A 13,858-nucleotide genomic window follows, 5' to 3' on the forward strand; every position below is an offset into this window, starting at 1 on the left:
CGCAAATTCTTGATGGCGCCTCTGGCTCGGCACGGGGAGATGTTTCTGTCGTACGCATGTTCGAAGATTGTCGCGTGCTGGAGGCGGCGGAGCGGTTGGCAACGGTGGCGGACGAGTGCGCTCGCGCGCCGATGTTCGGGCTGTCCGAGCCTGACCTGCAGGGCTTCCTCGACCAGGTCTTCCGCGCTCAGCAGGTGCTGCAGGCCGCTCTGCTGCACGCGGTGCGCGAGGTGGACGGCCGCGGGATTCCCCGGGTCGCAACAGGCGGCGACGGCGATCATGTGGCTGCGAGAGCGGTTGCGGATCGCGGCACGCCGGATCCTGGAGCACGTCGCCCCAGAGGTCGGCGAGGCCGAGGAGGAAGCCCGGTTACGCCGGGCCGAGCGCGAAGCACGGGAGCAGCGGTTTCTTACGCTGACGCCGGCGGGCGACGGACGCGTACGGTTGCGTGGCCTTCTCGACAGGGAGGCCGCTGCCGTGGTGACGGCGGCACTGGACCCGTTGTGCGCACCACATGAAGCCTTGGTCAGAAGGCGGTAAGTGGCAACTCGGACATCGCCGTGCCAAGAGCCACCATCGAGCGAAGTATCACCGGCGGACGTGAGTTCCCGGCGTCTCGCGTCAACGAGGTCGGGCGCTCAACTCGCGGATGACGTCGGCGAGGTTCGGGGGTTCGATGCTGCCTGGCAACGGATCCGGCGCCGTTCGGGCCTGCCCCGGCTCCAGTGCGGCCGGATCGGCCCAGGTGTGGCCGAGTAGTTCGCGTTGCTCGTACTCAAGGAGACCGTCCCGGACCACCAACGGCCGTGACGTCAAAAAGAAGGCCGCGAAGAATTGTTCGGGGCCGGCGAATCGCCGGCCTTTCCACCATGTGTCACGGTGGACGTCGATGAAATCGGGGAGGATCGCGCTCGCGTCCAGGCCGGTCTCCTCGGTGAGTTCGCGTCGGGCTGCGTCGAGCGGGCTCTCCCCCGGTTCGATGCCGCCGCCGGGCGGCTCCCAGAGGCGGTGTCCGTTGATGGGGTCCTCCCAGTGCAGGAGCAGAATTCGGCCGTCGGCGTCGAAACAGATCACACGCACAGCGGGGCGGTACACGCTCTCCATGAGCGGACTCTAGCCAGGCTCGCCGACAAGACCTGCCGGCCCGGACTCCCGCTTGCCCAGACCCCGCTTGCCCAGACCCCACTTGCCCAGACCAGCCGACCGGAGATGTCGGCCAAGGTCGACGACTAGGGTTGTCGGAGTGGCCAAGTACTTCGACGTGCACCCAGACAACCCGCAGCAGCGCAGCATCCACCAGATCGTCGACGTGGTCCGCGGTGACGGGCTGATCGCCTATCCGACCGACTCGTGCTTCGCGCTCGGCTGCCGGATGGGCAACAAGGACGGGCTGGACCGGATCCGATCAATTCGGCATCTGGACGACCGGCACCATTTCACGTTGATGTGCCACGACTTCGCGCAGCTCGGCCAGTTCGTGCAGATCAGCAACTCGCTGTTCAGGGCTGTGAAGGCGTCCACGCCGGGGCCGTACACGTTCATCCTTCCCGCCACCAAGGAAGTGCCGCGGCGTCTGCTGCACCCGAAGAAGAAGACCGTCGGGGTACGCATCACCAGCCACGTCACCGCCCAGGCGATCCTTGCCGAGCTGGGTGAGCCGCTCGTCTCCAGCACCCTGCTGCTGCCCGGCGAGGCGGAGCCGATGACCCAGGGCTGGGAGATCAAGGAAGCGCTGGACCACAGCGTGGACGCGGTAGTCGACTCGGGCGAGTGCGGCACCGAGCCGACCACGGTCGTGGATCTGTCCGAGGGCGCCCCGGAGATCCTGCGGGTCGGCGCCGGCGACCCGAGCAGGTTCTCGGAGTAACCCGCTCTGCCCGAGTAACCCGATATCGCGGAGCAGCCCGGCCGCCCGGCGTAACCCGCGCTGGGTACTGGTCCTACCTGAAGAGCTCCAGCGGCACGGCCTCGGCCATGGCCGCCATGCCTGCGTCGCTGGGATGCAGATGGTCGCCGCAGTCGTAGGCAGCCGCAATCCGTTGCGGCACGGCCGGGTCCCGCACGGCCCGATCGAAGTCGATCACGGCGTCGTACTCACCGGAGGTACGCATCCACCGGTTGAACGCGTCACGCTTGGCCCGGCTCACCGTGTTGTTGAGACGCCCGTGGTACTCGCCGAACGGGAGCAACGTACCGCCGATCATCGTGACGCCGGCGGCTCGTCCCTTGGCGATCAGCTCGCGGTGACCGGCGATCAGCTCCTCGGCGGTGGCCGGCGGGTTGAGACCGAGGTCGTTCACCCCGAGCAGGACGATCACGTGGCTGACGCCGGGCTGAGCCAGGACGTCGCGGTTGAAGCGGCGCAGGCCGGCCTCACCGACCGCGGCGTTGTTGCCGGCACGCCCGGTACGCCCGATCGGCCCGGTGAGCAGCCGATTACCGCTGAGGCCGGCGTTGAGCACGCCGCGGTCCAGATCACCGTCCCGCATCCGTGCCGCCAGCAGGTCCGGCCAGCGGTGGTTGGCGTTCTCCACGGTGTTGACGCCGCGGGTGATCGAGTCGCCGAACGCGACGATCGTGGAGGTGGAGCGGCGGACACGGACGCTGACGCCGGAGAGGAACACGTACGTCGCGAACGGCTCGCCGGCCAGGTCGACCGCCTCGGTGAGGTCGCCGGGGCCGATCTGGTTGGTCTGGAAGGCGCGCGGGGTGATCGTGCCGACCTCGGTCTTCTCGGGGAGGTACACGCTGATCACCAGGTCGGCGCCGGGTGGAACGACCAAGCCTGCGGCATCGCTGAGCAGGGTGCCACCGGCCGGGATGACCGCTTCGGTACGGCCGGCGAAGGTGAGTTGCTGTCCGGTGCCGGGCACGATGGAGGCGGTGGCGCCGTTTCCGGCGCGCAGCGCGAGACGGGCCACACCGATGCGTACCGGGTGGGTGCCGAACTCGTTGCTGAAGCGCACCTGTGGCCGGTCCCCTCCGGCGCTGGTGTGGACGACCTGTCGTACCGTCTGGTCCTCGAGGGTGTAGATGTGACTCACCGGCTGGGCGGTGACCGGGGCGGCCCAGGTGCCCGCCCGGGTCGGCACGCGCACCGTGGGAGCGCGTTGACCTGCTGTTCCGGGGGTGGCCACGAGGACCACCGCGCCGGCGCCGCCGAGCAGCAGGGCGCGACGGCTGGCAGCCCGAGCAGTCCTGCCCAGGGCCGTGTCGAGGAGAAAATTTTTCCGCTTTATGCCGGTAAGCTAAATAACTCCCCAAGGCCCCGTCAAGCTGCCCAACGCGGGACCGCCACCCGGCAGTGCGACAGTTGTCACACCACCGAGTGGCGGTTGTTCCGGGAGTCAGCTTTCAGGCAGCGAATTCCAGGTGGCAGCGATCTAGGTGGGAGTAGTGCAGGTCAGGTTCTGCACCTGTGCCGCGGCCGTTCCCGAGGCGAGGAACCCGAACGTGACGTAACCGCTGGCCGGGACCGTGGCGTTCCACGTCTCGTTCGTCACCGAGATCAGGGATCCGCTCGACGTGGCCTTTCCACTCCACGTCTGCGCCAGGGTCTGGCTGCCGGGGAACGTCCAGGAGACCGTCCAGCCGTTCACCGGCGTGGTGCCGGCGTGCACCATCACCTCGCCCTGGAACCCGCCGGTCCAGGCGGACACCACGGAGTACATCGCGGTGCAGCCACCCGCCGGGTTCGGCGGGTTGGACGTGCTGGGCGAGGCCGGGGTGCTGGGCGACGGCGAACTGCTGGGTGAGGTCGAGGTGCTGGGTGAAGCCGAGACGCTGGGTGACGGCGACGGGGTGCCGCCTGCTCCCACCCCGGTGACCTCACCGTTGCCACCGTCGAAGACCACGTCCGAGCAGCCGTAGAACGTCTCCTGGCTGTCCGAGCGCGCCCACACCGAGTAGATCAGGTGCTTGCCGGTCTTCCCGGCGGGCAGGTTGCCGTTCCAGTAGTAGTGGCCGTCGTCGGTGCCCGGGCCGCCGTTCGCCGGCGGGTTGGTGACCTGGTCGAAGGGTGTCGGCTCCAGGTCGCTCCAGGCGAGCGGCTTCGTCGGGTCGTACCCGTCCTTGGTGATGTAGAGCGAGAACGTGCCCGGGTGCTTGGCCCAGTCGTTGTACTTGAACTGCACGTTCGCGCCGGCCGTCAGGTGGGTGAGCGGCCAGTCGTTGCGGGCCAGGTTGAAGCCGGTGAAGTTGTACGGCCCGCCGGTCCCGCCGCTGCACAGCTGACCGTCGGGGAGGAACCCGTTGACCCGTCCGGCGCCGTCCGAGCGAAGCACGGCGAACCAATTGTAGAGCGAGTTGACCCCGCTCTGCGCCACCGCCGCGGCGCACGCTGCGTTCTTCGGCTCGATGGCGCCGGTCTGCGGGTTGCGGCCGTCCTGGTAGCAGAACCAGGTCCGGCTACCGGGGACCTGCAAGGCGCCGTGCGCCTGGGCGGCCGTGGCGGGCAGCGCCAGGATCCCGGCCGCGGCGGCGAAAAGGACCACCGCGGCCATTCTCAGCAATCGCATGTCTCAGCCCTCCGGGAACAACCGGGCGTAATCGGCGTAGCCGGTTGCCACGTCGACCTGCGCCCAGAAACGGTGGTAGTTGAACGTCGGCGCGGGACCGCCGTTCAGGTACGCCTCGACCTTTCCGAAGTCCGGGTCGTTGCGGTAGAAGCTGCGGATGTCCAGGAACGAGACACCCGGCTTGATGACGTCACCGTTCGGCATCTCGCCGGACCAGCCCGGCGGGATGTAGAGGCCCTGGCCGGTGGAGGCGTTGTAGACGTCGTCCATCCGGTTGTAGTCGGCCCGGGTCTCGGTGACCGAGACGCCCTTGCTGTCCTTGAACGCCCAGATCGCGTCGAGCAGCCCCTTGGCCGCGGTCTTGGCCTGCGCGTTGCCGGACTTGGCGGCGTAGTAGGTGAGCAGCTTGGCGTACGAGCCGGCCACGCCGAGGTCCTGTCCGCGGCTGGTGACCGTCACGTGCAGACCGGTGTTGGCCTGCGGGCTCGACGGGTTCCAGGTGTTCGGCGTGCCCGACCAGGCCAGGTCGGACGGGATCGCGAAGGTGTCGTCCTCGATCGTGGTGTTCGCCAGGGCCCACGGCACCCACTTGTCGAGCACCGACTTGGCCTTGGTGTCACCGGTCGCGTAGTAGTACTCGGCCAGGCGCTCCAGCGACCAGGTCTGCATGCCGAACCAGCGGTTGGACGGCGGGTCCTCGTAGACCGGCGCCTCGACGTACGCGAGACCGTAGAAGGTCGGCGTGCCCGCGGGCCGTGCCGAGTAGTTGCCGTTCCAGCTGTTGGTGGCGCCACCGGCGATGGCGCCCTCAGACGACTGCAGCCACTGGTAGAACTCCAGCTGGCGGTTGAGGCTGGCCTGCCAGTCGGCCTTGGCCGTCGGCGACTTCGGGTTGAACGCGCTGACGTTGGACAGGATGTAGGCAGCCATCGGGTTCTGGTATCCGAAGTGGCTGGTGCTGGACCCGATCCGCCAGGCCCATCCGGCGTTGGTGTCGTAGGCACCGCCCCAGGCGTAGTACCACGACATCAGGTTGTTGGAGCTGCTCTTGCCGGTGCCGGCGGCGCACGACGTGGAGGCGCAGCCGGGGTTCTTGAAGTACTTGTCGTAGAACGAGTACCGCAGGTAGTCACCCATCTTGGCGGCTTTCGCCACCGCGTCGGAGATCTGCGACGCCTTGCCCTGCTCGGTGGCCCATGTGTACGCCCAGTACGCCACCTGCACCGCGCGCGAGTCCGCGTCCGGGGCGTTGGTGTACTTCCACTGCTTGGCGTACGACGTGTCCTTGGTGAACAGGTCGAGGTATCCGTTCGGGCCGCCGTGGGCGAACGTGTCGCAGGACGGCTGCGGCACGGTCTCGAACGTCGACTCCTGCGGGCCGCGCTGGAACGTGTTGATGTACGTGACCCGGCTGGTCCCGTCACCGCAGTGCCCGAATCCGTACGTGTTGTCGACATCCAGCAGCCAGTGCATGCCGTAGATGTCGTCGGTGCCGTACGCCGCTTTCAGCTCGGCCGCGAGCGGGTCGGTGCCGACCGAGACGCCGGTGTCGAGCTGGGACGGGTACTGCGACGGCAGCGGGTACTCGGCCGCGTACGTCGCCGGTTTCTGCGCGTTGTAGTTCGCGTTGGTCGGCTGGTCGGCGTGCGACGGGATGATGTACTTCTCCATCGTCGCCCAGGCGCTGTTGAACGGCGCCCAGTCACCGGTGACCTGACCGTGCTCGGCTTCCAGCCACAGCCAGTAGCTGAACGCCTCGCTGGTGGTCTCGTGGCCGTGGTCGGGCGCTTCGTCGATCAGCGTCTCGATCGAGTGGTACGGCACACCCTCCGGGCTGAAGTACCCGTTGGCCGGGTTCTTCAGGTCGTTGTAGAGCTGGGTGAACCGGGCGTCGACCGAGCCCTCATCGACGATCGTGACGGCGACCTGCGCGGCGGTGTGCCCGCTCGCGGTGGCCGAGATCGTGGCGGTGGATCCGGCGGTGGCCGAGGTGGCCGCCGCGATCGTCACGCTCTGGCCGGTGCTCCAGTTCGACGGCGTGAACGTGAGCGCCGCCGGGGTGGCGGTGACCGCGGTGGTACCGGCGCTGCGGGCCACCGCGACGCTGACGTTCGCGGCCGGCGCCTTGCTCAGGGCCAGTTTGAGGCTGCCGCTCGCACCGGCCGCCAGGGTCAGCGAGGTGGCGTCGGCGACGATCGCCGGGGTGGTGGCCGCGTCGACGAAGACCGGCACGTCAGCGGTGGTGCTGCGGGTGCCGGCGCCGTCGAACGCGACGGCTTGCAGATGGTACGCGGCAGCCTGCGCGGGAACCCCGCTCCAGGTGTACGCGTACGGCGCTGTGGTGTCGCTGCCCAGCAGCAGCCCGTCGTGGTAGAACTCGACCCGGCTGATCGTCTGCCCGGCCGCAGCTGTGGCGTTCGCGGTGATCGGGATGGACGCCGGGGCGGTGTACCGGGTGTTCGCCGCCGGGCTGCTGATCTGCACGGTCGGCACAGCCGCGGTCTGGTTGCAGGCCGTCCCGTTCAGGGTGAACGAGGTGGGGACCGGGTTGGAGCTGGTGAACGTGCCGTTGAAGCCGGTGCCGACGGTCGCCCCGGTGGCGAGGCTGCCGTTCCACGCGGCGTTGGTGACGGTGACGTGCTGGCCGCTCTGGCTGTAGACGCCGCTCCAGCCCTGGCCGGCCTTCTGCCCGGCGTCGGGGAAGTCGAACTGGAGATTCCAGCTGGTCAGCGGGTCACCGGTGTTCTTGATCTGGATGTCGCCGGTGAAGCCGCCGGTCCACTGGCTCTGCACCTTGTAGACGACGGTGCAGCCGGCCGCGGCGTACGCCGGGGCACCGGCTGCGAGGACCGCGCCGGCGCCGAGGACGGCGACGCCGGTGACGGCCACTCTGCGGCGGAAAGTGCCCGGTGATCCGGGTGGTTTGAACCTCACGGGGATCCTTTCTGCGCCGGTGACCGTGGCATCCGGCGCGCAGGCCCGGATGCCACGGTTACCCGGCTACGGGGTGGTGGTGCAGGCGACGGGGGAAGGGACGGGGTTGGTGGTGCCGGGATTGGTTGTGCTGGGATTGCTGCCGAGGAATCCGAAGGTCGTGGAAGCCCCGGACGAGAGCGCGCCGTTGTATCCGGCGTTGACGACGGTCACGGCGGTCCCGGACTGGGTCGCGGTGCCGCCCCAGCTCTGGGTGACGACCTGACCGCCGGTGTAGGCCCACGTGACGGTCCAGCCGGTGGTGGCGGCCGTCCCGTTGTTCTTGACGATCACTTCGCCCTGGAAGCCACCGGTCCACTGCCCGGTGACGCGATATGTGGCAGTGCAACCGGACCCAGTCGACGGGGAAACAGACGGGGTGGAAGACGGGGAAGACGACGGGGAAGACGACACCGAGACTGACGGGGACGGCGGGGACGGCGAGGACGAAGCCGAGGGCGTCGGTGACGAAGGCCCGCCGTTACGGTCCGCGTAGAGAATTCCGCGCCCGTTCGTCCCCAGATAAACCCGGCCGTAGACCCGGGGATCCCCGGCCAGCGCATCGCCGGCGTTCCCGTACTGATGGGCATCGTCGTTGATCCGCACCCACGCCGACCCGTTGTTGTCGGAGCGGAACACCCCGTCGACCCCGTCAACCGTCCCGGCCAGGAAAACCGCAGGGGTGCTGGCTCCCGGGGCGGCCTTGCCGAACGCCACGTTGATGCCCGACGTCACCGTCGGAACCGCGGTGAACGTCCGTCCCGAATCAGTGGACCGCAACAACCCGGTCGAACCCGCCAGCCACACCTCGCCGGCGACTCCCGGCACGGCCTTCAGGTTGACCCGGCCCTCGGCCGGCATGGCAGCGGCCGACGTCGTGAACGTCGCCCCGCCGTCGGTGCTGAGATAGAACTTTCCGGCCGCGTACCCATAGAAGGTCTTGGGGTTGACCCTGTCGGACTCGACCTTGGCGCCGGCCGGGATCCCGGTCGACGCGGACCATGTGCTGCCTCGCGTCGTCGAGTAGTGCACGCCGACGCCGGCCGGTGACCAGACCACCGCGTTGGCGTCGGCGCCGACCGCGACAGTGCCGCCGCCGGTGACGCCGGACGGTTCCTGGCCCTGGTACCAGTTCTTGCCGCCGTCGTTGGAGATGCCGATGTGCGGAACGGTCGCGCCGTCAGAGGATGCAGCGTTTCCCACCCTCACGAAGAACGACGGGCTGAGCTCGGCGAAATCAAGGCCGGTGTTGCTGCCGAGCGACGGGGTGTCGTGGAAGTTCGCCGGCACCGCGTCGAGATCGGCGTGATGGAAACCGCCGACGTCGTAGAGCGCACTGACCAGCGGCGCACCGGTCGGCGGGCTGGCGAGATCCTGGACCGCGGTTTCCTCGATGCCGTTGGCGAACGGCTTGATCGTGAAAGTGGATCCGGAGTCCCAGTTCGTCAGCTGGGTGGTGCCGTACAGCGTCGCGCCGGTGCCGTAGAGCAGCCGGTCGGAGTCGAACGGGTCGATCTCCAGGGACTCGTTCATCCAGCCGAGCTTCGGGCTCTCCTCGGGCGCCTGGCTGGTGCTGTTGAAGTCGAGCCACGGGTTCGCGGAGATGTCCATGGTGTAACGCTTGGTGCGGCTGGGATAGCTGCTCCAGTCCCAGACGCGCGTCCAGGTGGCGCCGTAATCGGTGCTGCGGAAGAAGATCGCGTCGGGCCACCAGGAGATCTGGGTGGCGACCATCAGGGTGCCGGGCTTCTGCCGGTCCACGGTGAGCCCTGAATATCCGTAGTACCGGTCGGCGACCGGGGTCGGCGAGATGTCGGTCCAGACGCCGGTCTCGGTGTCGAGCCGGGCGACCTGACCCGCGCCGCCGTCGTACGGCCCACCGGTGTCGCTTGTCGCGATGAACAGGTATTTGCCCTGGATCACGCCCTTGTGCGCGAGGTAACCGGTGGGCTGGCCGGCGATCCGTTCCCAGGTGGCGCCGGAATCCAGCGACCGGTAGACCGGGTTCTCCTTGTCGGCGACCCCGACGTAAACAGCAGTCGAAGCCGGGTCGAAGGTTACCCAGCTCAGTCCCTGGTTCTGGCTCTGGTACCCGCTGGTGTCCGACGGGTCGGCGACGTAGTTACCGGCGTTCGGGAAGGCGCTGACCTTGGCCCAGGTGACGCCGTGATCGGTGCTGCGCCACAGCCCGTTGCCGCCTTCGGCCGCGAAGTACACGTTGCGGTTGTTCCGCGGGTCGACGACGAGCCGCTCCCCCATGCCCCGGCCGGGCATGTTGCCGCCGATCTTGAACGGCAGGACGGTCTTATGCCAGGTGGCGCCCCTGTCGGTGGAGCGGAGGATGGCGCCGTTGTTCGGGTCCCAGCTGTTGGTGTACATCCCGGCAGCGGCGTAGACCCGGCGGGTGTCGACCGGGTCGGTGGCGATGCTGAGGACACCGTTGTATCCCCAGTCCTTCTGGCCGACCCAGTCCAGCAGCGGGGTCCAGCTCTGCGCGGACTGATTCCATCGGTACGCGCCACCGATGTCGGTGCGCGCGTAGATGAGGTTCTGCTCGCCGGGGTTGAAGACGATGCCGGGGACGAAGCCACCGCCGTCGATCCTGACGTTCTTCCAGGTGTACGGCTCAGCGGGAGCAGCTTGTTGAAGAAGAGCAGCAGCTGATGTGAACGGGGGGCCGGACACGACGACGGTGACTGCCGTGGCCACGAGCGCGAGGGCGGCGAGCACTGCTCCGCCGGAGGACCTTCGCATGCGAGACCTTCCGTAGGACTAATTCCGCAAGAACGAGCAAGACATCGATCGACGTTCATGTGGGAGCGCTCCCAGCAGCGTCGTTCGCTGTCATCCTCATGTCAAGAGCCGGAAACCTCGCGTTGACATGGCGCGAAAAGACGTCAGCGCCCAAAAGGCCTCAGCCGAAGACATGTCCACTACGCACCGTGACCATTGATCTTCATCCAGCGACCACCGGGGGTTCGCCTGACGAACATTCGGGAACTCCCCCGTTCCGGGTCGGACATTCGGTGGGATCTACGGCTCACAAGTGGACAAACCGCCGGGATTTCTCCTGTGTATCATTCGGCGGAACACGCAGGCCGGCACCGTCCAGGACGCCGGCCGGCCCGCCGGATATCCCGACGGCGGGCCACGGCCCGCGTACGTGGCGTAACCGCGGGACGGCCCTGGTCGCGGGCCGGCCCCCAATCAGGGCCGGGCTCAGCCGCGGCAGGCCGGAGAAGCGGCGGAGGAGATCGCATGAAGGTTTGTGTTGTCGGTACCGGCTATGTCGGCTTGACCACCGGTGTGAGTCTCGCCTTCCTCGGGCACGAGGTGACCTGTGTCGACCTCGACCAGGCCAAGGTCGACATGCTCACCGCCGGCCGGTGCCCGATCTACGAGCCCGGCATGGAGGATCTGCTCGCCGAGGCCGCACAGAACCTGACGTTCACCACCTCCTACGCCGACGGGGTCCCCGGCGCCGACGTGGTCTTCGTGGCGGTGCAGACGCCGTCGGCCGCCGATGGCAGCCCGGACCTGCGGTACCTGCGCAGCGCGGCGGAGAGCGTGGCCCAGGCGCTCGACCACGATTTCACCGTCGTGGTGAACAAGTCGACGGTCCCGATCGGCAGCGGCAACTGGGTCGACGCGATCCTGCGCGACTCTTTCAAGCAGCGTGAAAATCGGCCGGCCGGCACCGAGTTCGCTGTCGCCTCCAACCCGGAGTTCCTCCGCGAGGGCAACGCGATCGCCGACACCCTCTACCCGGACCGGATTGTCATCGGCTCGGACAACCCGCGCAGCCTCGAGGTACTCAACCGCCTCTACCGGCCGATCATCAACCAGACGTTCACGCCGCCGACGTTCCTGTCCCGGCCCGAGGACGTCAACGCGGTCCCGCTGGTCTCCACCGACCTGGCCTCCGCCGAGCTGATCAAATACGCCGCCAACGCGTTCCTGGCCCTGAAGATCAGCTATGCGAACGAGATCGGCCAGCTCGCCGCGAAGGTCGGCGCCGACATCACCGAGGTGGCCCGTGGCATGGGCCTCGACCAGCGAATCGGCTCGCGCTTCCTGCAGCCCGGCGTCGGCTGGGGTGGCTCCTGCTTCGGCAAGGACACCAAGGCCCTGATCGCGACCGCCTCCGAGTACAACCTCGAGATGCCGATCGTGAAGGCGGCGCGCGACGTCAACCAGCGGCAGCGCGCCATCGCGGTGGAGCGCCTCCAGGATGAGCTGCGCATCCTCAAGGGCCGCAAGATCGGCCTGCTGGGCCTGGCGTTCAAGCCGAACACCGACGACCTGCGCGACGCGCCGGCGCTGGACATCGCGAACTCGCTGCTGGCCCGCGGCGCCCGGGTGAAGCTGCACGACCCGGTGGCGACCGACCGGTTCCGCGTCGAACAGCCGGAGCTGGCGCCGTACCTGAGCCCGACGATCGACGAGCTGTTCGCCGACTGCGACGCCGTCGTGCTGGTGACCGAGTGGGCGCAGTACCTCGAACTGGACTGGTCGAAGTTCGTCGGCCTGATGCGCTCCCCGATCCTGCTCGACGGCCGTCACGTGCTCGACGCCGAGCGCATGCGCCGCTTGGGTTACAAGTATCTGGCCGTCGCCGGCTGACTCCCTAAGAACGCCGAACAGAACCACCCGAACCGCCGCGATAGCCGACAAGGCCACCGCGGCGGTTCTCTTTTGCGGCTTAAGCACCTAGTGCCGAACTCCAACAAAACCGACTCACCGCCGTGTTTGAGGGGTATAAATCAGGGTAAAGCCGGACCTAGTGACCGGTCTGAGATAGGCTCTTCCGCCAATCTTCTTAACCGGTTAAGGTGCCAGGGCGTCGCAGCGATATCGTTACCGACTCGATCACGACGAAATCATTGCGCAACTTGCTGGTTACCTCTTGACTGTTGGTCAAGAAGCGCTTCGGACGGCGGCGTCGCCACCATGATTGGCCGGTAGACGCCGGAGGCGCTATATGACATAGGGAGCGGTATGTTCGGTCAACGTGGGAGTTCGCGATCCCGGGTCGCGCTCGCCGGTGCCCTCAGCGTGGGCCTGGCTTTCAGCCTGGCCGCCTGCGGCGACAGCGACGATTCCGATAGCGGTACCACCGACAGTTCGGCAGCAGCGATCGACTGCTCGCCCTACGAGGCTTTCGGCGACATCAAGGGTAAGACGGTCACGATCTACACGGGCATCGTGACCCCGGAGGACACCCCGCACAAGGAGTCCTACAAGCCCTTCGAGCAGTGCACCGGCGCCACCATCAAGTACGAGGGCGACAAGGCCTTCGAGACCCAGATCCTGGTCCGCGCCAAGGCCGGCAACCCGCCGGACCTCGCGTTCGTGCCCCAGCCGGGTCTGCTCCAGCAGCTCGTCGCCACCGGCAAGGCGGTCGAGGCCCCGGCCGAGACGGCCGCCAACGTCGACAAGTGGTTCGGCGAGGACTGGAAGGCGTACGGCACGGTCGACGGCAAGTTCTACGCCGCACCGCTCGGCGCCAACGTGAAGTCCCTGGTGTGGTACTCGCCCCAGGAGTTCAAGGACAAGGGCTACACGGTCCCCACCACCCTGGCGGACCTGCAGACCCTGACCGACAAGATCGTCGCCGACGGCGGCAAGCCGTGGTGTGCCGGCATCAGCTCGGGTGAGGCGACCGGCTGGCCGCTCACCGACTGGGTCGAGGACTTCGTGCTCCGCACCGCGGGCCCGGAGACCTACGACAAGTGGGTCAAGCACGAGATCCCCTTCAACGACCCGGCGATCGTCACCGCGTTCGACGCGGTCGGCGGTTACCTGAAGAACGACAAGTACGTCAACGGTGGCCTCGGCGACGTCAAGAGCATCGCCAGCACCACCTTCCAGGACGCGGGTCTCCCGATCCTGGAAGGCCAGTGCTCCCTGCACCGCCAGGCGAGCTTCTACGCCGCGAACTTCCCGAAGGACACGACGGTCGCTGAGGACGGCGACATCTACGCCTTCTACCTCCCGGGTCAGGACGCCTCCTCCAAGCCGGTTCTCGGCGGCGGCGAGTTCGTCCTGGCGTTCGCGGACCGTCCGGAGGTCAAGGCCTTCCAGACGTACCTGGCGAGCGATGTCTGGGCCAACGCCAAGGCGAAGCTTTCGTCCGGCTGGGTCAGCGCCAACAAGGGTCTCAAGACCGAGAACCTGACGAACCCGATCGACAAGCTGTCGGCGACCATTCTGCTCGACCCGAACGCGACCTTCCGCTTCGACGGCTCGGACATGATGCCCGCCGCAGTCGGCTCGAACGCGTTCTGGAAGCAGTCGACCGACTGGATCACCGGTCAGGACACCAAGACGACGGTGGACAACATCGAGAAGGCTTGGCCGAAGTAGTG

The 13,858-nt window shown here is 67.8% G+C and carries 9 protein-coding genes; 4 read left to right on the forward strand and 5 right to left on the reverse strand.

The genetic code is table 11. The annotated features are described in order from the left end of the window. Positions 1 to 279: 279 nt before the first annotated feature. Entirely contained in the window at positions 280 to 540 is a 261-nt protein-coding gene (locus tag ACQP2E_RS23405; protein ID WP_433825081.1) for a hypothetical protein, read from the forward strand. Between the two features lie 81 nt (positions 541 to 621). On the opposite strand, the gene ACQP2E_RS23410 is transcribed toward ACQP2E_RS23405, so the two are convergent. Then, complete coding sequence (locus ACQP2E_RS23410) at positions 622 to 1,104, reverse strand: NUDIX domain-containing protein (protein ID WP_433825082.1); 483 nt, start codon at positions 1,102 to 1,104, stop codon at positions 622 to 624. A gap of 139 nt (positions 1,105 to 1,243) precedes the next feature. On the opposite strand from ACQP2E_RS23410, the gene ACQP2E_RS23415 reads away from it, so the two are divergent. Beyond that, the gene (locus tag ACQP2E_RS23415) at positions 1,244 to 1,867 is read left to right on the forward strand and encodes an L-threonylcarbamoyladenylate synthase (protein ID WP_433825083.1); all 624 of its coding nucleotides are present in this window, start codon (positions 1,244 to 1,246) and stop codon (positions 1,865 to 1,867) included. Between the two features lie 73 nt (positions 1,868 to 1,940). Here ACQP2E_RS23415 and ACQP2E_RS23420 read toward each other — a convergent pair whose 3' ends face one another. From ACQP2E_RS23420 to ACQP2E_RS23435, 4 genes are all read right to left on the reverse strand, one after another. Beyond that, positions 1,941 to 3,098 carry an SGNH/GDSL hydrolase family protein gene (locus ACQP2E_RS23420; protein WP_433825084.1) on the reverse strand — a complete coding sequence of 386 codons (1,158 nt, stop codon included), beginning with the start codon at positions 3,096 to 3,098 and terminating at the stop codon, positions 1,941 to 1,943. A 285-nt stretch (positions 3,099 to 3,383) separates the two neighbouring features. Next, positions 3,384 to 4,517, reverse strand: coding sequence for a lytic polysaccharide monooxygenase auxiliary activity family 9 protein (locus ACQP2E_RS23425; RefSeq protein ID WP_433825085.1), 1,134 nt, complete (start codon positions 4,515 to 4,517; stop codon positions 3,384 to 3,386). Between the two features lie 3 nt (positions 4,518 to 4,520). Next, positions 4,521 to 7,451, reverse strand: coding sequence for a glycoside hydrolase family 48 protein (locus ACQP2E_RS23430; RefSeq protein ID WP_433825086.1), 2,931 nt, complete (start codon positions 7,449 to 7,451; stop codon positions 4,521 to 4,523). A 66-nt stretch (positions 7,452 to 7,517) separates the two neighbouring features. Next, positions 7,518 to 10,244, reverse strand: a complete 2,727-nt coding sequence (locus ACQP2E_RS23435; protein ID WP_433825087.1) for a cellulose binding domain-containing protein — start codon at positions 10,242 to 10,244, stop codon at positions 7,518 to 7,520. Between the two features lie 504 nt (positions 10,245 to 10,748). On the opposite strand from ACQP2E_RS23435, the gene ACQP2E_RS23440 reads away from it, so the two are divergent. Both ACQP2E_RS23440 and ACQP2E_RS23445 read left to right on the forward strand, forming a co-directional pair. After that, the gene (locus ACQP2E_RS23440; protein ID WP_433825088.1) at positions 10,749 to 12,113 is read left to right on the forward strand and encodes a UDP-glucose dehydrogenase family protein; all 1,365 of its coding nucleotides are present in this window, start codon (positions 10,749 to 10,751) and stop codon (positions 12,111 to 12,113) included. A gap of 375 nt (positions 12,114 to 12,488) precedes the next feature. Continuing rightward, entirely contained in the window at positions 12,489 to 13,856 is a 1,368-nt protein-coding gene (locus ACQP2E_RS23445) for an ABC transporter substrate-binding protein (RefSeq protein WP_433825089.1), read from the forward strand. The last annotated feature ends 2 nt before the right edge of the window (positions 13,857 to 13,858 follow it).

The organism is Actinoplanes sp. CA-015351, from assembly GCF_050955685.1.
GTDB lineage: Bacteria > Actinomycetota > Actinomycetes > Mycobacteriales > Micromonosporaceae > Actinoplanes.